The sequence below is a fragment of the Serratia sp. NGAS9 genome (genome assembly GCF_009905295.1).
Taxonomy (GTDB): Bacteria; Pseudomonadota; Gammaproteobacteria; order Enterobacterales; family Enterobacteriaceae; genus Serratia; species Serratia bockelmannii.
Genome location: NZ_CP047605.1, coordinates 4,681,370 through 4,705,078, shown reverse-complemented (window position 1 = coordinate 4,705,078; position 23,709 = coordinate 4,681,370). Strand labels below are relative to the sequence as shown.

14 protein-coding genes and 1 riboswitch are annotated in these 23,709 nt (G+C 61.2%); of the genes, 5 read left to right on the top strand and 9 right to left on the bottom strand.

What is annotated here, in order from left to right:
- Positions 1-111 precede the first annotated feature (111 nt).
- A complete protein-coding gene (locus GUC32_RS22290; RefSeq protein WP_016930295.1) occupies positions 112-1,761 on the top strand; it encodes a Na/Pi cotransporter family protein in 1,650 nt (549 codons plus the stop codon).
- 47 nt (positions 1,762-1,808) lie between these two features.
- On the opposite strand, the gene GUC32_RS22285 is transcribed toward GUC32_RS22290, so the two are convergent.
- From GUC32_RS22285 to GUC32_RS22265, 5 genes are all read right to left on the bottom strand, one after another.
- A complete protein-coding gene (locus tag GUC32_RS22285) occupies positions 1,809-6,635 on the bottom strand; it encodes a hemagglutinin repeat-containing protein (protein ID WP_369435439.1) in 4,827 nt (1,608 codons plus the stop codon).
- A gap of 45 nt (positions 6,636-6,680) precedes the next feature.
- The gene (locus tag GUC32_RS22280; protein ID WP_043139641.1) at positions 6,681-8,360 is read right to left on the bottom strand and encodes a ShlB/FhaC/HecB family hemolysin secretion/activation protein; all 1,680 of its coding nucleotides are present in this window, start codon (positions 8,358-8,360) and stop codon (positions 6,681-6,683) included.
- Between the two features lie 384 nt (positions 8,361-8,744).
- Complete coding sequence (gene panS, locus GUC32_RS22275; RefSeq protein WP_025304471.1) at positions 8,745-9,662, bottom strand: ketopantoate/pantoate/pantothenate transporter PanS; 918 nt, start codon at positions 9,660-9,662, stop codon at positions 8,745-8,747.
- 142 nt (positions 9,663-9,804) lie between these two features.
- Positions 9,805-11,172, bottom strand: a complete 1,368-nt coding sequence (gene lysC, locus GUC32_RS22270) for a lysine-sensitive aspartokinase 3 (protein ID WP_164099892.1) — start codon at positions 11,170-11,172, stop codon at positions 9,805-9,807.
- Positions 11,173-11,279: 107 nt separating this feature from the next.
- Positions 11,280-11,473: riboswitch (Lysine riboswitch) on the bottom strand.
- 52 nt (positions 11,474-11,525) lie between these two features.
- The gene (locus GUC32_RS22265; protein ID WP_127146299.1) at positions 11,526-13,334 is read right to left on the bottom strand and encodes a sodium:proton antiporter; all 1,809 of its coding nucleotides are present in this window, start codon (positions 13,332-13,334) and stop codon (positions 11,526-11,528) included.
- A gap of 229 nt (positions 13,335-13,563) precedes the next feature.
- On the opposite strand from GUC32_RS22265, the gene pgi reads away from it, so the two are divergent.
- Positions 13,564-15,210 carry a glucose-6-phosphate isomerase gene (gene pgi, locus GUC32_RS22260; protein WP_043139648.1) on the top strand — a complete coding sequence of 549 codons (1,647 nt, stop codon included), beginning with the start codon at positions 13,564-13,566 and terminating at the stop codon, positions 15,208-15,210.
- 60 nt (positions 15,211-15,270) lie between these two features.
- On the opposite strand, the gene GUC32_RS22255 is transcribed toward pgi, so the two are convergent.
- Positions 15,271-16,704 carry a capsule assembly Wzi family protein gene (locus tag GUC32_RS22255; RefSeq protein WP_369435438.1) on the bottom strand — a complete coding sequence of 478 codons (1,434 nt, stop codon included), beginning with the start codon at positions 16,702-16,704 and terminating at the stop codon, positions 15,271-15,273.
- Between the two features lie 225 nt (positions 16,705-16,929).
- Between GUC32_RS22255 and psiE the strand changes: the two genes are divergently transcribed.
- Positions 16,930-17,337, top strand: coding sequence for a phosphate-starvation-inducible protein PsiE (gene psiE, locus GUC32_RS22250; protein ID WP_015379238.1), 408 nt, complete (start codon positions 16,930-16,932; stop codon positions 17,335-17,337).
- Between the two features lie 208 nt (positions 17,338-17,545).
- On the opposite strand, the gene malG is transcribed toward psiE, so the two are convergent.
- From malG to malE, 3 genes are read right to left on the bottom strand one after another with little or no spacing between them, the layout of a single operon-like run.
- A complete protein-coding gene (malG, locus tag GUC32_RS22245; RefSeq protein ID WP_025304466.1) occupies positions 17,546-18,436 on the bottom strand; it encodes a maltose ABC transporter permease MalG in 891 nt (296 codons plus the stop codon).
- A gap of 11 nt (positions 18,437-18,447) precedes the next feature.
- Complete coding sequence (gene malF / locus GUC32_RS22240; protein ID WP_043139655.1) at positions 18,448-20,025, bottom strand: maltose ABC transporter permease MalF; 1,578 nt, start codon at positions 20,023-20,025, stop codon at positions 18,448-18,450.
- Positions 20,026-20,082: 57 nt separating this feature from the next.
- The gene (gene malE, locus GUC32_RS22235; RefSeq protein WP_193402387.1) at positions 20,083-21,276 is read right to left on the bottom strand and encodes a maltose/maltodextrin ABC transporter substrate-binding protein MalE; all 1,194 of its coding nucleotides are present in this window, start codon (positions 21,274-21,276) and stop codon (positions 20,083-20,085) included.
- Between the two features lie 358 nt (positions 21,277-21,634).
- Here malE and GUC32_RS22230 point away from each other — a divergent pair, with 358 nt between their 5' ends.
- Entirely contained in the window at positions 21,635-22,606 is a 972-nt protein-coding gene (locus GUC32_RS22230) for an alpha-amylase family glycosyl hydrolase (protein WP_025304463.1), read from the top strand.
- Positions 22,599-23,708: a maltose/maltodextrin ABC transporter ATP-binding protein MalK gene (malK, locus tag GUC32_RS22225; RefSeq protein WP_025304462.1), complete on the top strand. Its 1,110-nt coding sequence runs from the start codon at positions 22,599-22,601 to the stop codon at positions 23,706-23,708. Before GUC32_RS22230 ends, malK begins: the two co-directional genes overlap by 8 nt.
- Position 23,709 lies beyond the last annotated feature (1 nt).

The window sequence follows — 23,709 nt, the reverse complement described above, 5'->3', positions numbered from 1 at the left end:
CAGGCGGGACCGCGCACTGTACCCGTCATCCTTTGGCTCGCCTCTCTGCGTCGCGTGACAAGCATCGGGTATCAGCCTCCTTTGGCCGGGCGTTAATGGAGCGTATCTTCCGTGCTGACCCTTCTTCACCTGCTTTCGTCCGTGGCGCTGTTGGTGTGGGGCACCCACATCGTGCGCACCGGGATCATGCGGGTTTACGGCGCCAATCTGCGGCGCGTGTTGAGCGACAGCGTTGAGAAAAAACCGCTGGCGTTCGTTTCCGGCATCGGCGTGACCGCGCTGGTGCAAAGCAGCAACGCCACCGCGCTGCTGGTGACCTCTTTCGTCGCGCAGGGGCTGGTGGGGCTGGCGCCTGCGCTGGTGATCATGCTGGGCGCCGACGTCGGCACCGCGCTGATGGCGCGCGTGCTGACCTTCGATCTTTCCTGGCTGTCGCCGCTGCTGATCCTGGTCGGCGTCTTCCTGTTCCTCAGCCGCAAGCAAATGCGGATCGGCCAGATCGGACGCGTCCTGATCGGCCTTGGGCTGATCGTGCTGGCGCTGGAGCTGATCGTCGCCGCCGCCACGCCGATCACCCAGGCGGCCGGGGTGAAAGTGCTGTTCTCGTCGCTGACCGGCGACGTGATGCTGGACGCCCTGACCGGCGCGCTGTTCGCCATCGTCAGCTATTCCAGCCTGGCGGCGGTGCTGCTGACCGCCACCCTGACCGCCACCGGCGTGATTTCGCTGAAGGTGGCGCTCTGTCTGGTGATCGGCGCCAACCTCGGCAGCGGCCTGCTGGCGATGATCAACGCCAGCGGGCAGAACGCCGCCGGGCGGCGCGTAGCGCTCGGCAGCCTGCTGTTCAAGCTGGTGGGCTGCATACTGGTGCTGCCGTTCGTCTCCTATCTGGCGGATTTGATGGCTCAGCTGCCGGGCGGCAGCGAAGAGCTGGTGATCTATTTCCACGTGTTCTACAACCTGATCCGCTGCCTGGTGATGATCCCACTGGCCGGGCCGATGGCGACGCTGTGCGAGCGGCTGATCGTCGACGAAGCGGCCGACGATCCGCGCATGCGGCCGCGCCATCTGGACGCCAGCGCGCTGGATACGCCGACGCTGGCGCTGGCCAATGCGGCGCGTGAAACGCTGCGCATGGGCGACGTGGTGGAACACATGATGATCCTGCAACGTGAAGTGCTGCACGGTAAGCAGGGGGTCGATAAAGAGGTGCGGCGCCTCGACGATGACGTCGACGTGCTGTACACCGCCATCAAGCTGTATCTGGCGCAGATCCAGAAGGAAGATCTGGGCGAGGAAGACTCGCGCCGCTGGGCGGAGATCATCGAAATGGCGCTCAACCTGGAACAGGCGGGCGACATCATCGAGCGCATGGCCGGCGACGTGGGCGCCAAGTCGCACGCCGCGCGCCGCGCCTTCTCGGCGGAAGGGTTGGCGGAGCTGGACGGGCTGCACGAACGGCTGATCGGCAACCTGCGCCTGGGGCTGTCGGTGTTCCTGTCCGGCGACGTCACCAGCGCCAAACGCCTGCGCCGTTCCAAGCACCGCTTCCGCATTCTGGATCGCCGCTACGCGCACGCGCACGTCGATCGTTTGCACCAGCAAAACGTGCAGAGCATCGAGACCAGTTCGTTGCATTTGGGATTGTTGGGGGACATGAAGCGCCTGAACTCGCTGTTCTGCGCGGTGGCTTACAACGTGTTGGATCAGGATGCCAAGGACGACGATCGCGACTGGGAAGACACCCCGAGCACGCTGTAAAAAAACGCCCCCGGTTTTAACCGGGGGCGTTGTGCAGGAAAGGCGCGTTATTTGCCGCTGAACACGCCGGCTTTGGCATCCGCCTGTTTTGTTGAGGCATGGCCGCTGACGAACGGCACGTTGCCGTCAACGCCCTGTTTCGCCGCACCGGCGGCCAGGCCGCCAACCGTGGCCGCCGCATCGACGCGGCCGCCGCCCTGATAGCGTTGGCCGTTGACGTCCTGCTGGCTGACCTGGCTACCGCCCAGTTCCACCTTGCCTTGCTGGCTGCGGATCTCGCCGCCGGTCAGTTGGGTTTGGCCGCCGACCTGCAGCGCCACGCCGTTCTTACCGGTGATCGCCGATTGCTCGCCGACCGCGTTGTTGTTCACCACGTCGGCATTGACCTTGAGGTGCCCCTGGCGACCGGCCGGCCCGGTGATGCTGTCTTTCACCGCGCCGCCGACGGTGCGTGCGCCGCGATCCCACAGCGGGCCTTGCGGTTTTTCGCCGGTCGGCGTTGCCGGCAGCGTGACTTTGCCTTCGGCCTTGCTGAAGCTGACCGCGCCGGTGGTGTCCTGCTGCGGATCGAGGCGACGCGCCACGCTGTTGTACTTGTCGGTGGTGGCGTCGGCCACTTTGTTCACTCCGGCCTCCAGTTTCTCTTTCACCTTACCGGCGTAACGCGGTGTGCCGACCTTCGACAGCTTGGAGGTGATGCTGCTGCCCGGATCGTTGCTGTGGCTCAGGCCGGCATCCACATCGACCTTCACCGCGTTCTCAACGTCTTTGCGGCTTTCAACGTGCAGATTGCCGCCCACCTTGCCTTGTACGCTGTCGGCATCGACACGCGCGCCGGCGAGACGGGTGTCTTTGCCGCTGTTGATCGCCACGTCGCCCGCGGCGATGCCGGTGTTGGCGTGGGTGGTTTTATCCTGCTGTTCCACGCCGACTTTCAGACCGGCACCCAGCGTGTGGGTATCTTTGCCAGTGTTCGGGTCGACCTTGCCGCCGGCGTCCTTGTTGAAGGTTTGGCCGCCTTTGGCGTTGGCTTTGATGCCCAGTCTCCAGTTGTCCTTATGCTGCTCGTTTTTGGCGGACTCCAGCAGGATGCCGCCGTTTTTCGCCTCGAGCGCGGCGCTGCCGCCACTGACTTTGGCCCCCTGCAGATGCAGCGCGTCATCGCCTTTGCCGTTGGCGGACAGGGTGACCTTGCCGTCTGAGGCGATAGTGGCGCCCTGACGCTCGGTCGTGGACTCATTCACCTTGACGATGTCGAAGGCGCCGCCGGCGGAGAGGTTGCCGCCGGTTTTTTCCTTGCTGTCGCTGCTGCCGGCGCCCAGATCGATATTGCCGGACAGCTTGCTTTCCTTACGCGTTTGGGTCGATTCCGCCGCCTGCAGTGCGACCTTGTTACCCGCGCTCAGGCTGACGTCGCCCTGGCTCTTGACGTTGGTGCCCTGCAGCGTCAGATCGCGGCCCGCCTTCAGCTCAACGCCCTGCTGGCCACTGACGTTGCCGACCTGCGCGGTGCTGCTGCTGCTTTCGCCGTTGTGGGTGCCGCCGCCGAACCCGGCGCCGAAGTTTTTACTGTCGGCGGTGAAACCGCCCTTGGCGGAGGCTTTGACGTTAAAGCCGCTGTGGCTTTCGCTCTGCTTGTCGCTGGCCTGATCAAGGCGGATATCGCCGCCGGCGTTGACGGCGGTTTTACCGCTGCCGCCGTTCAGCGCGGTGCCCTGATAGACCGCGTCTTTTTTCACGTTGACGTTGATGCCGTTGGCCGCGTCGATCGAGCCGGTCACCGCCTGGCTGGCGCTGCTGTTGCTGCGCTGGGTGCCGCCTTCGCCCTTGGCGTCCACGGTCAGATCGCTGCCGGTGGAGGTGTAGACGCGCACGCCGGCGCTGCCGCGGGTATCGCGGCTCTGCTCTTCCTGACGATTTGTCGCAGCTTCGCTGCGGTGGCTGTCCGCCGTCAGCGTGACCGCGCCTTTGTTGGCTTGATATTGCGTGCCCTGATCGCGCACTTTGCCTTTGGCGTTGATGTCGATGCTGCCGGCTTTCACCGAGCTGACGACCGCCTGCGAGCTGCTGCTGCGTTTTTCGCGGCTGCCGCCCTGTGCGCCGATATCCAGGCCGACGTTAGGCGCGCCGATGCCGCCGATGTCGTTGATGACGCCGGTGGCGTCCAGCTTGGCCGCCTTGCCGACCGCACGCTCGACCGGACGGGTCACGGCGCTGTAATCGACGTTGGCACCGATGTTCACGCCGACGTCGGTTTTGGTGGTGTTGCTGCTGGTGGTGTCGGCAGCGGCCAGGTGATCGACGTCCGCGGCGTTTTCTTGATAGGTGCCGCCGACGCTGTGCTGCGCACCTTGCTGGGTCAGCTTGTCACGGGCGTTGACAGTCAGGTTGCCTTTGACGTCGCTGCCGGAGGTGACGGCCTTGCTGCTCTGCGCCTGTGTTTTGCTGTTCTCGTAGCCGGCCTCCACACCGCTGCCGAGCTTGTCGATGCCGCCGGTGTAGTAGAAACCACCGCCGACCTTGGTCTGCTCGGTATTCGAGGTGGTTTTGTCGTCCGCCGCCAGGAACGAAACCTTATTGCCGCTGACGCTGGCGTCGCCTTTGTCGGCGACCAATTTGGATCCGCTGAAGGTCACGTTCTTATCCGCGTCGAGTTTCACGCTGCCGCCGCTGAGGGTGGCGCCGCGGTTCTCGGTGCGGGTGGTTTTCTCGCTGTCGCGGGTGTGTTCGATGCGTAAACCGGCGCGGTATTGCTTGTCGCCGGCTTCTTTGGCGTAGCCGTTGACGGTGAGCGCGGTTTTCTGCTCGTCGATGTTCTGCTGCTGCTCGGCGGCCTTGACGTTGATATTGCCGGTCTGCGACGTGACGCTCAGCTCGCCGCCGCTGGCGACCTGGCTGCCGATCACGTCGGTGTCCTTACGGCTGACCAGCTTCAGGTTGGTGTCGGACTTCAGCTCGCTGGCGGTGCTGCTCTGATAACTGTTATCGGCCTTGTGCGAACTGCTGGTGATGTTGAAGGCGGTGCCGGTACGCGCGTCGATTTTGTCCACGGTGGTGCTCAGCGCGTTGTCGATGCGCAGGCCGCCGTGGGTGGCGGTGACTTCGCCGCCTTTCTGGCCGCGCGCCTTGCTGCCGGTAATGGTGACGCCTTGCTGACCGTTCAGGCGCAGGGTGCCGCCGCTGGTCAATTCGGAAGCGTGGCTGACTTCGCGGCGATTGCTGTTGTTCTTGTTGTCGCCGCCGCCGATGCCGCCCCAGGAGGTTTTGTCATCGCGCACCGCTTTGGCGTTGGCGGTTTTCTGCACCCCGACCTGGATTTGGTTATCTGCGTCGATCGTCAGATCGCGCTGGGCGTGGACCTTGGCACCCTGAGTCGAGACATTGCGGCCAGCTTTCACCGTCAGTTCGCCCTGGCTGCGCAGTTCACTGGCCTTCAGGCTTTCGCTTTCGTCGCTGCTGCTCCAACTGCCGGTGCGCAGGCTGGAGGTGTGGTTGCGCTGATAGCCGCGTTCGCTGGACTTATCTTTCTCCACCAGCCCGGCGAGGTGCACATCGCGAGCCGCTTTGACGCTCAACGCCCGGTCGGCGCTGACGCTGGCGCCCAACAGGTTCACGTCTTCCCGAGTACTGACGAGTTTGGCGTTGCCGCTGGCGGCGACGGTGCTGCCCGCCTGCTGCAGTTGCTCGCGTTCGCGGGTGACGTCGTATTGCCAGGAATAGAACCAGCGGTCGTCGGTGTGACCTTGAGTTTGCTTCAACTGCTGGCCGTCGAGCGTCAGCTTGCCGCCCTGCAGGGTGATGTCTTCGCCGCGAATATCGGTGGCGGTGAGGTGCGCGTGGTTATCCGCCACCAGGCTGATGTTCTTGCCTTTCAGCTCGGTGCGGGTCAGCTTCTGGCTGCTGCTGCGATCGTTGACATAGATGCCACCGCGGTAGTTCTGGTAGTTGTCGCCGCCGTTGCGGTTGCTGCTGGCATCTTCAATGCGGCTTTCGCTGCGAATATCGTAGGCTTTCACCTTGAGTTCGTCGCCGGCAGCCAGCGTGCCGGCCAGCTTCACGCCGCTGCCTTGCGCGGTGTTGATGATGTTGATGCGCCCGGCCTGCATGCTGCCGAGGTAGTAGCTGTCCAGCGCGGTCGTCGGCTGTTCGCTGGCCAGCACCTTGCCGTCGCGCGCCACGCGGTTAAGGCCGCTGATGGCGTTGATCGCCGCCGGCGTCACTTTGCCGTTGCGGTGGGTGAAGTCTTGTACGATCACGTCGCCGCGGCTGTCTATCTTCGGTGCGATCAGATCCAGCACGCCGCTGGCGTTCAGGGTGCCGTTGAGGCTCAGGGTATTGCGGTTGCCCAGGGTGCTGTAGCCCTGCAACAGGCCGTTTTCCACCAGCGGGTTGCCGACCACCAGCGAGGAGCGGCTGGTGTTGATGAACCCGCAGCCCTGGCAGCTGATGCCGTTCGGGTTGGCCAGCACGTAGTCGGCCGCCATGCCGAAGATCTCTTGCTGGCCGTGCAGCAGCGACGGGTTGCGGCCGATCACTTCATTAAGGATCACACTGGCTTCGCGTCCGCCCAGATTCGGGTTGGCACCCAGTTGCCCGGCCAGCTGCGACAGCCCCGCCTCGCGGGAGTTGTTCAGCACCGCGCCGGGTTGGTTGACGTTGAAGTCCTGGTATTGGTTATGCGACAGCCCGCTGCCGTTCGGCGCGACGATGTCGACCACCTGGGCGCCGGTGGCGGCGGTGGAAACGCCGGGGCCGTTGGCGCCGTTGGCTGCCACAATCTCTCCGGCGTAGGCGCCGGCGGAAGCGGCGAGAATTATCGCCAGCGCGGCGGCCAGTTTGCCTGCCGCCGAAAGTCTGAAGTTATTATTTTTCATCCATGTATCTCCGTATATTGCCGTGGGGTCCTGCAAAACTGCTGATTAAAAGGTGTAAGAAAAGCGCGCCAGCACCTGAACGGGATCCTCGGGCGTGGCGTGGTTCGACAAGATCCAGCCGCGGCTGACCTCCAGATCGACCAGCGCCTGGCGGTAGCGTAACGTGGCGCCGCTGCTCAGCCCGGCGCTGCTGCGCCAGCCCGAGTTATCCTGACGCGGCAAAATGCGGCCGACGTCGGCGCCAAGGCGCGGCGTCAGCGTGGCGGCGCCTAAATTGAAGCTGCGCGACAGCGTATTCTGCAGATACCAGCCGTTGTCGCCGGACTGGGTACTGCGGCTGAAGCCGCGTACGGCGCTGCGATCGGTGAGGCTCAGCCACTCCACGCCGGGCAGCGGGTCGCGGCTGTACTGGCCATAGAACAGGTTGTTGAGCTGATAGGTGGCGTCACCCAGCTTGAGACGCTGGCTGAGGTTGGCGAACAGCTTGCCTTTGGTGAACTGGCTGTCGAGGTGCACCGAGCTCGGGTGGCGATCGGCGCCCAGCCATGGCAGGCCCTGTTCGACGCTGAGGTTGGCGCTGAACACCCCGTTGGGCAGAATCTGCAGGTGGCTGGCGCTCAGCTCGGCCAGGGTCAGCGTGGGGCTGCTGACCTCGAGGCGCACGCTTTCGAAGTAGTTATCGATGCGCTTGTAGGTCAGCTGTCCGCTCAGGCTGTCTATCTGATCGTGATCGCGGTAAAACACGTAGTCGCTGCGCAGACCGTACTGTTGGGTCTGGCCGTGCAGTTTGACCACGTTGTGCGGCAGCTGCTGGTGGTTCTCATAGGACGAGAAGCTGGCGAACCCGCTGAAGGTGAACGCGCCGTACGGCAGCGAATAGAGCAGGGTATAGGCGCGATTATAGCGGTGAGCCGGGTTTTCCAGCGTGCTGTTGGCGTTCAGGCTGACGAAGTCCGACAGGCCGAACGGGCTGTCCAGCGTGGCGGTGGCACGTGCCAGCCACTGGCCGGTGCTTTTTTGGCCGTAATTATCCGTGCCGGCGGTAATCAGCCAGGGCTTGGCATGCTGGTTGCGCAAACGAATAACCGAACCGCCAACCTGATGGCCGGGCAATATATCCAGCTTGGTGGTATTCGATTGCAAACGGTTGGCCTGATCCAATCCCTGGTCGAGTTCGGTTAATTTCAACGGCTTGCCTTCCAGCCCCGGAAATAATAAACGACTGTTGACCCAGCGATCGCCGCCTTCTATTTTCTCGATAAATCCTTCGGTGACGCTTAACCCCAATTCTCCTTGTGAATTAGGGCGAACAATTTGCACGCGCGCGGTGATATAGCCCTTTTGCACATAAAGACGCGTTAATTCACGGGTCAGGCGATTGATATCGTTGCTGCTGATGCACTGTTCCGGCAACGCGCTCAGGGCGGATAAATCGCTCGGCGAGAGCAGGGTGACGCCCTGCAGATAAACGCCGGCGATCGGCAGGCACTGCGCGGACTGCGGCAGGGCGGGCGCGGCCGGCTCCGGCTCCGCCAGCAGGCGTTGCTGCTTCAGCTGCTGGTAACGGCGTTGCTCAATCAACTGGTTGACTTCACGCGTGCTGTCTTGCAGCGCGCGGCGCGACTCGCCCATCGACATATCCCGCATCATGTGGGCATCCGGCAGGGTTTCGGCGGAAAGGGCCGTGCTGACCAACAGCGTCAAGGCGGTGATTTTTTTTATCATTGTAATCCATTATGAGAGGCCGCCGGGGCAGCCAGCCCAATCCATGAGGTTAACCACGGGCGGCCGAGGGCCGGCCCGAAATAATGAGCGACATGCACATTGCGAGGTATCTTGATTTGCCGCAGCAAATAAGACGGTGGGTATATATCTAAATAATAATTAGGCTGCTTCTTTTGTGGCGGGCAACCCTGGCGACTTAATTAATTAAAAAAAGTAGAACGTCTCTTCCTCTTGCCAACATTATCGGCATGGATAGGAAGAATCTGAATTTTTATTTTTCACGGATGATAGGGGATGAGGGGAATTATGACAATCCGACCAGTGGGAAATACGAAATTTCGCAGGGAAGAAACGGGACGCAATTGTTTGCGTCCCTCCAGGGGTTTATTTTTTCTTGATAGGGCGGCCGGACCAATACCCTGCCAGCAGTGAACCGGAGAGGTTGTGCCAGACCGAGAACAGTGCGCCCGGCAGCGCGGCCAGCGGCGAGAAGTAGATTTTGCCCAGCGTGGCCGCCAGCCCGGAGTTCTGCATCCCGACTTCGATCGCCAGCGTGCGGCAGGTGGACTCGTCGAAGCCGAACAGTTTGCCGCCCCAGTAGCCGCTCAGCAGGCCGATGCCGTTGTGCAGGATCACCGCGACGATCACCACCAGACCGACCGAGGCGATATGGCTTTGGCTGCCCGCCACCACCGCGCTGATAATCGCCAGAATGCACACCATCGACAGCGCCGGCAGCAGCGGCTCGATGCGCTTCACCGTTTTGGTCAGGGTATGGTGGACGATCAGGCCCAGGCCGATCGGGATCACCACGATCTGCAGAATGCTTAACAGCATGCCCATGATATCGACGCTGATCTCGGCGTCGACGTACAGGCGGGTCAGCAGCGGCGTGGCGAACACCCCCACCAGCGTTGAGACCGCCGAGATGGTCACCGACAGCGCCACGTCGCCCTTGGCCAGATAGATCATCACGTTGGAGGCGGTGCCGCTGGCCACGCTGCCCACCAGCACCATGCCGGCGGACAGATCCGGCGGCATGCGAAACAGCATCGCCAGGATCCAGGCCGCCAGCGGCATGATCAGATAGTGCAGGAAGATGCCGGCCGCCACCGGGCCGGGGCGCGCCAGCACGCGTTTGAAGTCGTCCAGTCGCAGCGTGACGCCCATGGCGAACATGATCAGCATCAGCAGCGGGCTGACGTAGGGGCCGATGCCGGTAAAGGTGGTCGGGGTGTAATAGGCGGCGACGGACAGCAGTATCGCCCACAGGGGGAAGAGACGCGTGAGTAGAGCCAACATGCAGGTTTTCCTTAGCCAGATTGAGAACGATGGGTGTGGTTGTGTTTTTTGCGGGTTCAGCAGGCTGAACCCCTGCAGGTTTTGAACGGATTTTTTAGACGCAGGGGCGCAGCATGCTGCGCCCGCAATCAGGGATAATGACTTATTCGAACAGGTTGTGATGCAGGGTACGCACCACCTGTTCGGCTTCTTCGCCCGGCACCAGGAAGCACAGGTTATAGCTGCTGGCGCCGTAGCAGATCAGGCGGATATTGAACGGATCGAGCACGCCGAACACCTCTTTGCCCACGCCGCAGGCGCGCGACAGCTGGTTACCGATGATCGCCACCAGCGCCAGGTTTTCTTCCACTTCCACCCGGCACAGCGACGACAGTTCGGTCAGCAGTGAGGTGGTCAGCAGGCTGCCGCCGACGGAGGTGGCGCCGGTGGTGTCCATGGTCAGCGCGATGCTGACTTCCGAAGTGGTGATCAGATCGACGGAGATGTTGTGGCGCGCCAGAATGTTGAACACCTCGGCCAGGAAACCGCGCGCGTGCAACATGTTCAGGCTGTGCAGCGTCAGCAGCGTTTGCTTGCGGCGCAGCGCCAGCGCGCGGAACAGCGGCGGATTCTCGGTGGTGTTGCACACCAGCGTGCCGCCGGCCGCCGGATCCTTGCTGGAGCCGACGAACACTGGAATGTCGCTGCGCACCGCCGGCAGCAGGGTGGCCGGATGCAGCACTTTGGCGCCGAAGGTGGCCATTTCCGCCGCCTCTTCGAAACCGATTTTGTCGATGCGCTTGGCCGCCGGCACCACGCGCGGATCGGTGGTGTAGATGCCCGGCACGTCGGTCCAGATATCTACCCGGCCAACGCCGAGCGCCTCGCCGAGCAGCGCGGCGGTATAGTCGCTGCCGCCGCGGCCGAGCGTGGTAGTGCGGCCTTTCGGCTCGCTGCCGATAAAGCCCTGGGTGACCACCAGCGCTTCCTGCAGGCGCGGCTGCAACTGCGTCCGGGCCAGTTCGCTGAGCGCGGCGCTGTCCGGCACGGCGCGGCCAAAGTGATCGTCGGTGCGCATCACTTTACGCACGTCGAACCATTCGGCCTGCACGTTGCGGGCGCGCAGGATTTCCACGAACAGCAGGGTGGACATCAGCTCCCCATGGCTGACCAGCTCGTCGGTCAACGCCGTCGAGGTGGCCAGCGACGCGGCCTCCGACAGCATGGCGATGTTTTCCAGCAGGCGGTCTATCTCGTCGCGGATCACCGCAGGCGCCGCGAGGCGATCGAGGATGGCGTACTGGATGCGACGAATTTCATCAAGCTGGTAGTTGCGCTTGTCGGCCTCGCAGCCTTCGGCCAGGGCGACCAACAGGTTGGTGACGCCCGCCGAGGCGGACAACACCACCAGGCGGACCTGCGGGTTGGCCAGCACGACGTCGGCGCTGCGGTTCATGGCTTCAAAGTCGGCGACGCTGGTGCCGCCGAACTTGGCTACCACGGTGGAATTCTGGGGTACTGCTTGGTTCATGTAGAAACCTCGTGTCAGGGATGCCCGTTTGGGGCACTGTAATTCCATAGCCTTGGCACAAGGGGAGAGCGGTAAACAGGGGGCAGGCGTAGAGGTCAGGCTACGATACACCCAGAAGCGCCCCACCTTGTCGATCGCCCTGTGGCGATCCCCTGGTGACAACCCAGGGGATTCAGCCCCTGTAGTCGATACGATAATGGCCGGCCATTATCGTACCTCGGCGTCGCTCCCCCTCGGGTGCCGTCAACGGAGAAACGGCTCCTCTGACACTCTACCTGGGCGACGCGCCTCTTCTGGCTTGCGCACCGGGTGCGCAAGTAGGCTGTTAGGAATAGCCGGTTATCGCCATTCTGTCAACGTACGGACGGTGAGGGATTTTCATCTTGTACCAGCGCGATAAGCGTACAGGGCATCGTGGGCGTGGAACCGGCGCCAATCGGGTGCAGAGAACCGTCCTCCTTTTGGCTGAATAACGGGATAACACCCTGATGTTTCTCCAAATACTCCAGCCAACCGAAATTTTCATTCAATTTGGTTGCTTTGATGGTGGCCCCCCTGGCGAGCAGGCTGCTCAGGCGGCCGTAGGTGGCTTCCTGATTAAATAAAATTTCATGCCGGCGGAAACGCGAACTTTCCGCGCTGGCACCGCGCCCTTTCAGCGGCGCCCCCGAACGGATGGCAAACACGTGATCCTCGCCGAAGAGATGGCCGAAGTGGTAGACCGCCAGCGCGTTCTGGTGGCGATTGGGCGACAGCGCCAACACCTGGGCGATATTGCTCAGATCGAGGTAGTTCTCGGCGTGTTCGGAGTAGGCGTGGCCATAGTAGGCCGGAATGCCGTCCATACGCGCCTGACGGTAGTATTCCCAACTGCTGTCGGTGACGATCACCGGCACGTTCAGCTTGATCAGCGCCTGCGCCAGCATGCGCGCCACGCTGTTGGCGCCGACGATCAGTACGCCGCGCGGCTTTTGCTGCTGCACCCGCAGCCAGCGCGCCATCATGCCGCTGGTCAGGCTTTGCAACACCACGGTACCGATGATGATGGCGAACACCACGGTCACCAGCCGGTCGGCGCCCTGATAGCCGCTGCGCTGCAGCGTCAGCGCGAACAGCGAGCTGACCGCCGCGGCCACGATGCCGCGCGGGGCGATCCAGCACAGCAGCAGCCGATCGCGCCAATGCAGGGAAGAGCGCCAGGTCGAGACCGCGATGCACAGCGGCCGGGCGATAAACTGCACCGCCAGCAGCAGCAGCAGCAGCGGCCAGCCCATGTTCCACAGCGCCTGGATGTCGAGCCGCGCCGCCAGAATGATGAACAGCGCCGAGATCAGGATCGCCGACAGTTCTTCTTTGAACGCCAGAATATCGCTGGTATCGACGTCGCGCATGTTGGCCAGCCAGATGCCCATCACCGTGACGGTCAACAGGCCGGATTCGTCGGCGATGGCGTTGGAAACGCCGAAGGCGGTCAGCATGATCGCCAGCACCGCCAGGTTCTGCAGGTAGCGTGGCAGCCAGACGCGGCGCAGCGCCAGGCCGAGCAGGTAGCCGAACAGCGCGCCGGCGATCAGGCCGACGGTGGCGGTGACGCCCAGCGTCCAAAACAGGTGGGTATAGGACTCCGCATTCTGCTTCAGTACGATGAACTCGAACACCAACAGGGTGAAGATGGCGCCAACCGGATCGATGACGATCCCTTCCCAACGCAACACCTGGTTAATGTTGGCATTCGGTCGCACCACGCGCATCAGCGGAGCGATCACCGTCGGCCCGGTCACCACCGTCACCGCGCCGATCAGCGCCGCCAGCTCCGGCGGGAAATCCAGCAACCACCAGCTGGCGAGGCTGATGACCAGAAAGGTGACCAGCATGCCGACGGTGACCAGATTACGCACCACGCCGCCGAGGCCGCGTATCTCCTCGAAGCGCAGCGTCAGCGCCCCCTCGAACAGGATGATCGCCACCGACAGCGACACCAGTGGAAACAGCAGATCGCCGAACAGCAGATCCGGCTGCACCAGATGCACCGTCGGGCCGAGCACGATGCCGAACAGCAGCAACGGCAAAATGGCCGGCAGACGCAGCAGCCAGGCCAGCCACTGCGCCAGCAGCGACGCCAGGCCGATAAGCACCAACATAAGCGGGGCGGATAATTCCATAAGCGAGATCCCTTTCAAATGACGAAATAAGTAACGATGACACAGCCTGATGACAATTCGGCAACCCCGATAACAGGCCGTTAGCCAAAAGTATAGAGTGAAAGCTGAAACGAGGCGGCAATGCGTTGACAGTTAGCGCCTATCGCAAGAAAAGCGATCATAATCACAGTCGAACAGGCTACAATCGGACAAACGCGTCATTTTTATTCTCAAGCCTAAGAGTGTTGCTATGAAAAATATCAATCCTAGTCAAACCGCTGCTTGGCAAGCCCTGCAGCAACATTATGCACAGATGAAAGACGTACGGATCGCCGACCTGTTCGCCGAGGACAGCGATCGTTTCTCCAGGTTCTCCGCGACCTTCAACGATCAAATGTTGGTGGACTATTCCAAGAACCGCATCACGCAGGAAACCCTGGAGAAGCTGCAGGCGTTGGCGAAAGAAACCGATCTGCAAGGCGCCATCAAATCGATGTTCGCCGGTGAGAAGATCAACCGCACCGAAGATCGCGCGGTGCTGCACGTTGCCCTGCGCAACCGCAGCAACAGCCCGATCCTGGTCGACGGCAAAGACGTGATGCCGGAAGTGAACGCGGTGCTGGCCAAGATCAAACAGTTCTGCGCGCGCGTCATCGGCGGCGAGTGGAAAGGCTACACCGGCAAGCCGATCACCGACGTGGTGAACATCGGCATCGGCGGTTCGGATCTCGGCCCTTACATGGTGACCGAAGCGCTACGCCCGTATAAAAACCACCTGAACATGCACTTCGTCTCCAACGTTGACGGTACCCACATCGCCGAAACGCTGCAGCCGCTGAATCCGGAAACTACGCTGTTCCTGGTGGCTTCCAAAACCTTCACTACTCAGGAAACCATGACCAACGCCCACAGCGCGCGCGACTGGTTCCTGAGCAGCGCCGCCGATCAACAGCACGTGGCCAAGCACTTCGCTGCGTTGTCCACCAACGGCAAAGCGGTGGCCGAGTTCGGCATCGATACCGACAACATGTTCGAGTTCTGGGACTGGGTAGGGGGCCGTTACTCCCTGTGGTCGGCGATCGGTCTGTCGATTGCGCTGTCCATCGGTTACGACAACTTCGAGCAGCTGCTGAGCGGCGCGCACGCCATGGATAAGCACTTCGCCGAAACGCCGGCGGAGAAAAACCTGCCGGTGCTGCTGGCGCTGATCGGTATTTGGTACAACAACTTCTTCGGCGCCGAAACCGAAGCCATTCTGCCGTACGATCAGTACATGCACCGTTTTGCCGCTTACTTCCAGCAGGGCAACATGGAATCCAACGGCAAGTACGTCGACCGCAACGGCAATCCGGTGGATTACCAGACCGGCCCGATCATCTGGGGCGAGCCGGGCACCAACGGCCAGCATGCGTTCTACCAGCTGATCCACCAGGGCACCAAGCTGGTGCCGTGCGATTTCATCGCGCCGGCCATCAGCCATAACCCGCTGGGCGATCACCACGCCAAACTGCTGTCCAACTTCTTCGCGCAGACCGAAGCCCTGGCGTTCGGCAAGTCGCTGGAGACGGTGGAAGCCGAGTTCGCGGCGCAGGGTAAAACCCCTGAACAGGTCAAACACGTGGCGCCGTTCAAAGTGTTTGAAGGCAACCGTCCGACCAACTCGATCCTGCTGCGTGAAATCACCCCGTTCAGCCTGGGTAGCCTGATCGCGCTGTACGAGCACAAGATCTTTACTCAGGGCGCGATCCTGAACATCTTCACCTTCGATCAGTGGGGCGTGGAGCTGGGCAAACAGCTGGCTAACCGCATCCTGCCGGAGCTGGCGGGCAGCGAGAAAATCAGCAGTCACGACAGCTCGACCAATGCGCTGATCAACCGCTTCAAGGAATGGCGCTAAGCGCCTGAGCTGAAGCCAATAAAAAACCCGCCGCGGCGGGTTTTTTTACGTCTGCGAAAGTTACAGATTGATTGGCACTTCGAAGCTGACGCCCGCGCCCACGTCATCGGCGGTGCTGTGATCGTTGTCGGTGTACCACAGGCTGGTATCGAATTTAACCTGAGAATCGAAGCTGTAACCCCAGCCGAGCTGAATGCCTTTCAGCGTATCGGAACGCGGGAACGCCCGGTTGATAGTTTGGTTGTTCGGGTTCACTTTGGCGTACACCAGTCGGGTACTCCAACGTTGGCCATCGTCCAGCACCATTTCCACGCGACCGGACAGCATTTGGCCGTCTCCGCCCATCGCATGACCCAGCGGATAACCTTGCTGGTAGTAACCGCCCTTGTAGACGTAGTGGTAATACATCACATTATTGTCGTGGCCATCGGAGCGTGTATCCGCCCCTTCGATATACCAGTTGATGGTCGTTGGACCCCACTCTGGGTGCCCTTCCAGGCCCAACAGATAGGCATTATGCGAAGGCAGCATACCGGCTTCATCTTCGCCGGTGATTTGGCCATACAGGCTGACCGGCAGACCGATGAGCGGCTGCAGCTTGAGTTTGAAGTCAAATCCGCCCAGTTGGTTGCCCGGATCGTTTTTCGGATCGCCGGTGTTATCGTTGCCAGTTACGCCATCCCAGAAGGAACTCCAGGAGTGAGGGCGGCCTTCACCACCCCACATCATGACGCGTGAAGCGCCCAACTCCAGAAAGTCGGTAGGCATCATAGTGAAACGGCCGCCAAACAATTTGGTATGTGGGACAGAACTGTACTGCGACAGCTGGCCGGCGGACAATTGATATTGCCAGCGGCCGATCCACGACAGCCACGGGGTTTCAAACGGTGATTGGTCGGCGCGCTGCAGCATAAAGCCGGCCACCGGGCGCGCGGCGTCGGAGCGGATCAGGCTGCCGTCGTAACCCGGTCCCCACCACTGGGAAACCTCGCCGAAGGAGAGCCACTGATTCCAGATTTTCACCGCGCCGTAGGAGCCGTTCATATTGAATTTGGAACCGTCGCTGACGCGCTGATCGCCTTCCACCGAGCCCTGCAGACGCACGTCCCAGAACTCGCCGTTGGCGCCGGCGCCGATGGTCAGGCGATCGTCGGCGTACTCGTTTTGGCCGAAGCCCTGCGGGGTGCCGGGTTTATCGGTCGACGCGTAACCGCTGACGCGGATGTTGGCTTTCAGGGCATCGACACGACGTTGTACGCGGTCAATGACGTTTTTCTCGGTGTTGGTCACCGGCTTGGCCTGCGCGATAACGGAACTGATCTCTTCTTGACTCAGCGGCCAGGTGGACAGGCTGACGTTGATAACGCCGCGGTCAGACAACCAGGCGAGATCGTTACGCAGATCGTTGTCAGGGGCTACCAGGCCGGCGGCGTGGCCGGACAATGCACAGGTAAACAGGCCCGCAGCGACCAGTCCGTTAAGTTTAGCGCGCATAAAGAATTCCCTTGTTAATTCGAGGTTATTGGTTTTATGTAAAGATCTCTGTGACCCATGATAGTTGACATTTCGATTTGCTACAAATCTATAAGCCAGAAACATCTTATTATAACTTTATGAATTAAATGGGGTTTAAAGTGCTTTCGCGCGGGGCATAATTTTTAAGACAATGCCTATATTGGCACAGTTGAATCATATAAGCGGCATTCAGAGAGAGGTTTTATGGCAAAAACGTCGCGTTCGATAATGATAGCTAAAGGACTGCAGCGAGTGCTGAACGTGGGCTTGTTGCTGCTGGCGGCAATTCTGGTGGTGTTTCTGGTCAAGGAAACCATCCATCTGGCGAAGGTGTTATTTATCAACAGCGAAGAGTCGTCTTCTTACCTGTTGATTGAAGGTATCGTGATTTATTTCCTGTACTTTGAATTTATCGCCTTGATCGTCAAGTATTTTGAGTCGGGTTATCATTTTCCGTTGCGCTATTTTATTTACATTGGCATTACCGCGATTATTCGTTTGATTATCGTGGACCACAAAAACCCCATCGATACCCTGATCTACGCCGCGGCGATATTGGTGCTGGTGGTGACGCTCTATCTGGCCAATACCGACCGGCTGAAACGGGAGTAGCGATAAAAATGGCGGCCAAAGGCCGCCAAAGACACAGGATATAATTACCCGTCGTCTTTCAAGCGACAGCGTTGTTGACTGCACTCGCTAACCCCAGTTACTTACTGAAGTAAGCGCCTGGGCTTAGCGAGCTGGTTGCCTAGCTGTAACTTGAAATCCATAGGGTAAAAGATAAGGAAAAACATCAAACGCACTGCAGTGGCACAAATTACCCCTTCACGCCGCCGGCCGTCAGGCCGCCCACCAGCCAACGCTGCGCCAGCAGGAACACGGCGGTAATCGGTATCGCCGACAGCACCGCGGCGGCGGCGAAGTCGCCCCACAGATAGTTCTGCGGGTTGAGATATTGCTGCATCCCCACCGCCAGCGTGTAGCTGTTCACATCGCGCAGCAGCAGCGACGCGACCGGCACTTCGGTGATGGCGGCGATAAACGACAGAATGAACACCACCGCCAAAATCGGTACCGACAGCGGCAGCAGCACCAGACGGAATGCCTGCCACGGCGTGGCGCCGTCCAGCGCTGCCGCTTCTTCCAGCGAGTTGTCGATGGTTTCGAAATAGCCCTTGATGGTCCAGACGTGCAGCGCGATGCCGCCCATGTAGGCGAAGATCACGCCACCGTGGGTGTTCAGGCCGATAAACGGAATGTACTGGCCCAGGCGATCGAACAGGGCGTACAGCGCCACCAGCGACAACACTGCCGGGAACATCTGGAAGATCAGCATGCTTTTCAGCAACGTGCTCTTGCCGCGAAAGCGCATACGGGCGAAGGCGTAGGCGCAGGTGGTGGACAGCGTCACGATGCCGATGGCGGTGATCGCCGCGATCTTGATGGAGTTCCACAGCCACAGCAGCACCGGGAACGGCGGCGGCGTCACGCTGCCGTCGGCGTGGGTGACGCTGAAGCCGAGCGCCAGCCGCCAGTGATCCCAGGAGAGGGTTTCCGGTATCAGGCTGCCGGTGGCGAAGTTGCCGGCGCGCAGCGAGATGGCGACCACCATCAGCAGCGGGAACATGATCAGGGCGATAAAGCACAGCATCAATATATGGGTGATCCACAGGCGCAGGCGCTGGGATTTGGGTTGAACCATGGCCATCGTTATTCTCCCTAATCGAAGTTCATCTTGCTGGCTTTTAAATTCAGGATCGCCAGCGCGCCCACCAACAGGAAGATCAGCGTGGCGATGGCGGCCGCCAGCCCGAAGTCTTGCCCGCCACCGCCTTCGAAGGCGATGCGGTAGGTGTAGCTGACCAGCAGATCGGTATAGCCGGCCGGCGTGGTGGTGCCGATCATGTCCGGGCCGCCGTTGGTCAGCAGCTGGATCAGCACGAAGTTGTTAAAGTTGAAGGCGAAGCTGGCGATCATCAGCGGCGTCAGCGGCTTGATCAGCAGCGGGAAGGTGATGCGGAAGAAGTTTTGCCACGGGTTAGCGCCGTCCATCGCCGAGGCTTCGTACAGATCGTCCGGGATCGCCTTCAGCAGCCCCATGCACAGGATCATCATGTAGGGGTAGCCGAGCCAGGTGTTGACGATCAGGATCATGCTCTTGGCGGTGAGCGGATCGCTGAACCAGGCCGGTTTGATGCCGAATAGATGGCTGAGCATCATGTTGATCTCGCCGAAGCTTTGGTTGAACAAACCTTTGAAGATCAGGATCGAGATGAACGATGGCACCGCATAGGGCAGGATCAGCAGCACGCGGTAGATCGCCTTGCCTTTCAGCGCCTCCCACTGCACCACGCAGGCCAGCACCATGCCGACCGCCACGGTGAGGATCACCGTCATCACCGAGAACACGATGGTCCAGATGAAGATCGACACGAACGGTTTTTTGATGCCCTCGTCCTGCAGCACCCGCAGGAAGTTTTTCCAGCCGGTGGTGACGGTATAACCCGGGCTCAGGGTTTCCTGCGCCCAGCCGCCGTCGGCGTTGATCGCCTGATAGAAGCCGATGTCGCCGTTTGGCCGGTAGCGTACCTGGGTCTGATTGTTGGTCAGCGTGCTGCCGTCTTTGTCCAGCGCATACAGCGGGCGGGTGCCGGAGAACTGGCGCAGGGAGCTCATGCGCAATTCCCCGCCGTCGGGCAGTTGCGCCACCAGCTGGCTCAGCGCCTGCCGGTTCTGGGTAATCACCCGCAGCGTGGCGCGTTCGCCCTGCGGCGCGGCGTTCTGCGCCGTCAGTTTCAGGGTTTGCGGCGCGGCGGCGTCGAGGCGGAAAGGCTCGGAGATCAGCGGCTGTTCACTGTCCGGTGGCGTCAGCTGCAGGCGCCACTGCTGGTTTTCCGCCGGGTAGAGGCCAAAGGTAAAGGTTTGGCCGCTCTGGAACTGGCGCTGCATCAGCACCGATTGCGCGCGTTCAAAAGTCAGCTGGTTGGTGCTGCTGTAGTTGGTGAAAGCGATGGCGATGGTGCAAATCAGCGGGAACAGGACGAACAGCCCCATGCCGGCGACGCCGGGATACACATAGCGCCAGGCGTAGGCGCGGCGGTTGGCGAAGACGTAAAGCCCGGCGCTGACCAGGATCAGCGTCAGGATGGCGAACAGGTATTCACCCTGTGCATACATCAACACAATCAGGTAGCAGGTCACCAGGCTGAACAGGCCGACCACCAGCCATTTCAGCGCGTCGCTTTGCCACCACTTCGATTTTTTACGCGCGGGCGTCCCGGCGTGAGCGAATTGCATAGGGCGTTCCTTTCTGTGAAGCAACGGCGGGGCACCGTGGCACCCCGCACGACGTCGTTACTTGGTGATACGGGTCTGCACGTCGTCCAGCGCGGCTTTCACAGTCTGACGGCCGCTGACGGCGTTGATCACCGCGCTGCGTTCGGCGTACCAGAAGGCGCTCATCTGCGGGATGTTCGGCATGATTTCCCCGTTTTGCGAGTTCTGCATGGTGGCCGCTATCTTCGGATCTTTGGCCAGCGCTTCCTGGTAGGACTTCAGCGCCACCGCGCCCAGCGGCTTGTCTTTGTTGACGTCCGCCAGCCCTTCGTTGGTCAACAGGTAGTTCTCGAGGAACTCGGTCGCCAGCTCTTTATTCGGGCTGGCGGCGTTGATGCCGGCAGTCAGCACGCCGACGAACGGCTTGGACGGCTTGCCTTTGAAGGTCGGCAACAGCGTCACGCCGTAGTTGATTTTGCTCTGCTCGATGTTGTTCCAGGCCCACGGCCCGTTGATGGTCATCGCGGTCTGGCCTTTGTTGAACGCGGCTTCGGCGATCGAGTAGTCGGTATCGGCGTTGATGTGTTTGTTTTTCACCAGATCGACGATGAACTGCAGACCGGCCTGCGAACCGGCGTTGGCGACGCCGACATCCTTGATGTTGTATTTGCCGTTTTCATACTTGAAGGCATAACCGCCGTCGGCGGCGATGATAGGCCAGGTGAAGTAGGGTTCCTGCAGGTTCCACATGATGGCGCTCTTGCCGTTGGCGCGCAGCTGTTTGTCCAGCGCCGGGATTTCTTCCCAGGTCTTCGGCGGCTGTTTGACCAGGTCTTTGTTATAAATCAGCGACAGCGCTTCGACGGCGATCGGGTAGCCGATCAGCTTGCCGTCATAGCGCACGGCGTCCCAGGTGAACGGGAACAGCTTGTCCTGGATGGCTTTGGACGGGTGGATTTCGGCCAACAGGCCGGACTGCGCATAGCCGCCGAAGCGGTCGTGGGCCCAGAAGATGATGTCAGGGCCGTCACCGGTGGCGGCCACCTGCGGGTATTTCTCTTCCAGCTTGTCCGGGTGCTCGACGGTGACTTTGATGCCGGTGTCTTTTTCGAATTTCTTGCCGACTTCGGCCAGGCCGTTATAGCCCTTGTCGCCGTTGATCCAGATAACCAGTTTGCCTTCCTCGATCTTGGCGAAGGCGGAAGAAGAGAGCACCAGGGTGGCCAGTGCCGAGAGCGCCAGCGTGCGGGCGAGGGTAATGCTGCGAGTCATAATCCAGTCCTTCTTTTTGTGGGCACATAAATCAAGGAGAGACGTTTCGCGGTAATAGTGGGTCACAACGCGACATATTCTCATCCTCCCCCCCTCTACGCCCCTGAGATGAGGAGTGTGATCCAGTTAACGTTGCGCTCTATTCTGTGGCGTCAGGCACAAAATAGGGGGGCGATTTTTGCCAGCCGGATCACAGAATTGCCTTAAGCGCGGAACTTCTCATCGCCGCGGTCGTTCTCTCATCCTCCCGCCTCCTCCCCCATGAAAAATCCTGTTACGGATGATTACCCTTTCCGGCGACTCCCGCACTATCGGCCCATTGATTTTCAACGCCACGCGCAGCAGGGATACCGGATTTATGTCGTCAATGCCTATCGCTACTCAGCCCACCCTGTACCGGATCCATCCGGCCAGTTTCCGTGACGGAAACGGGGACGGCGTGGGCGACGCGCACGGCATGCTGGCGGCGCTGCCGTATCTGAAAGCGCTGTCGATCGACGGCCTGTTGCTGCCGCAGACGCTGGCGCCGGGGGCCGAGGCGACGGTGACGGGCGAAGGGCTGACGCTGTGGTACGGCGATGAAGCCAACCGCGTTCGCAATGCCGTCGCGCCGCGGCGGTTCGCCCACGGTGCGCTGGCGCTGGACGTGATGCCGTTCAGCGCGGAGAAGCTGGTGGCGGTGCTGCACGCCCGTCGTACCACATTGGCGGACAGCCTGTGGAGCACCGGGGACGCCGATCAGCCCCGGGTGGTCAGCCGCTGGGGGCAGGGCGACCTGCGTTCCGCCGCCGCCTTTCTGACGCTGCTGGCGATGCTACCGGCGCCAATCTGCCTGTATCAGGGCGAGGAGCTGGGGCTGCCGCATGCCGCCGGCCTGCAAGATCCGCGCGGCGCGCAAACGCCGATGCCGTGGCACGAAGCCCCCGAACAGGTCACCGCCGGCGAAATCAGCTGGTATCAACAGGTGGCGATCGAACACCGCGCATTGGCCATCAGCCGCCAACAGCACGACAGCCACTCCACCTTACGTTACTGCCAGGCGCTGTTGGCCCTGCGTCGTTCGCCGCTCATCCAGCACGGCGAACTGAACGAAGTCAGCCAGCGCGATGGCGTGGTGCGCTTACTTATTACCCATCAGGATCAATGCCTTGAAGCGCTGATAAACCTGCAGCCTTATACTCAGGCGGCCGCGCCGTCTGAGGCGACCTTGCCGTTGGCATGGCAGCACGGCGCGCAGCAAGAGGGTCATCAATGGGTTTTGGCGGGCTTTGCCTCCGCCATTTTCACACGACATGTTAACTGCGAAAGCAGGGGAGTAACGCATGGCTAGCGTGACACTGCGCAGCGTTTATAAGGCCTTCGGTGAGGCCGTGATTTCCAAAGACGTCAATCTGACCATCGAAGACGGCGAGTTTGTGGTGTTTGTCGGGCCTTCGGGCTGCGGTAAATCGACGCTGCTGCGCATGATAGCCGGGCTGGAGGACATCACCTCCGGCGAACTGCTGATCGGCGAGAAACGTATGAATGAGGTGCCGCCTTCCGAGCGCGGCATCGGCATGGTGTTCCAATCTTATGCGCTGTATCCGCACCTGTCGGTGGCGGACAACATGTCGTTCGGCCTGAAGCTGGCCGGCGCCAAGAAAGCGGAAATCAATCAACGGGTGAACCAGGTCTCCGAGGTGCTGCAACTGGCGCACCTGCTCGACCGGCGGCCGAAGGCGCTGTCCGGCGGGCAGCGTCAGCGCGTGGCGATCGGCCGCACGCTGGTGGCCGAGCCGGACGTATTCCTGCTTGACGAACCGCTGTCCAACCTCGACGCCGCGCTGCGGGTGCAGATGCGCATCGAGATCTCCCGTCTGCACAAGCGCCTGCAGCGCACCATGATTTACGTCACCCACGATCAGGTCGAAGCGATGACGCTGGCCGACAAGATCGTGGTGCTCGATGCCGGTCGCGTGGCGCAGGTCGGCAAGCCGCTGGAACTGTATCACTACCCGGCCAACCGCTTCGTCGCCGGGTTTATCGGCTCGCCGAAGATGAACTTCCTGCCGGTCAAGGTGACCGCGGCGGAGCCGCAACAGGTGCAGGTCGAACTGCCCAACCGCCAGCTGGTCTGGCTGCCGGTGGAAGGCGCGGGCGTTCAACCCGGCGCCAACCTGTCACTGGGCATTCGCCCTGAACATCTGCTGCCCGGCGAAGCCTCAGAAGTGCGGCTTACCGGCGACGTACAGGTGGTGGAGCAGCTCGGCAACGAGACGCAAATCCACATCCAAATCCCGGCCATCCGTCAAAACCTGGTGTACCGCCAGAATGACGTGGTGCTGGTAGAAGAAGGTGCCACATTCGCCATCGGCCTGCCGCCTCACCGCTGCCACCTGTTCCGTGAAGACGGTACGGCATGTAAACGGCTGCACCAGGAGCCGGGCGTTTAAA

Bases quoted from the DNA above. Each gene is read 5' to 3' on its own strand.
- GUC32_RS22285 (WP_369435439.1), bottom strand. From the start codon at position 6,635: ATGAAAAATAATAACTTCAGACTTTCGGCGGCAGGCAAACTGGCCGCC.
- GUC32_RS22280 (WP_043139641.1), bottom strand. From the start codon at position 8,360: ATGATAAAAAAAATCACCGCCTTGACGCTGTTGGTCAGCACGGCCCTT.
- panS (WP_025304471.1), bottom strand. From the start codon at position 9,662: ATGTTGGCTCTACTCACGCGTCTCTTCCCCCTGTGGGCGATACTGCTG.
- lysC (WP_164099892.1), bottom strand. From the start codon at position 11,172: ATGAACCAAGCAGTACCCCAGAATTCCACCGTGGTAGCCAAGTTCGGC.
- GUC32_RS22265 (WP_127146299.1), bottom strand. From the start codon at position 13,334: ATGGAATTATCCGCCCCGCTTATGTTGGTGCTTATCGGCCTGGCGTCG.
- pgi (WP_043139648.1), top strand. From the start codon at position 13,564: ATGAAAAATATCAATCCTAGTCAAACCGCTGCTTGGCAAGCCCTGCAG.
- GUC32_RS22255 (WP_369435438.1), bottom strand. From the start codon at position 16,704: ATGCGCGCTAAACTTAACGGACTGGTCGCTGCGGGCCTGTTTACCTGT.
- psiE (WP_015379238.1), top strand. From the start codon at position 16,930: ATGGCAAAAACGTCGCGTTCGATAATGATAGCTAAAGGACTGCAGCGA.
- malG (WP_025304466.1), bottom strand. From the start codon at position 18,436: ATGGCCATGGTTCAACCCAAATCCCAGCGCCTGCGCCTGTGGATCACC.
- malF (WP_043139655.1), bottom strand. From the start codon at position 20,025: ATGCAATTCGCTCACGCCGGGACGCCCGCGCGTAAAAAATCGAAGTGG.
- malE (WP_193402387.1), bottom strand. From the start codon at position 21,276: ATGACTCGCAGCATTACCCTCGCCCGCACGCTGGCGCTCTCGGCACTG.
- GUC32_RS22230 (WP_025304463.1), top strand. From the start codon at position 21,635: ATGTCGTCAATGCCTATCGCTACTCAGCCCACCCTGTACCGGATCCAT.
- malK (WP_025304462.1), top strand. From the start codon at position 22,599: ATGGCTAGCGTGACACTGCGCAGCGTTTATAAGGCCTTCGGTGAGGCC.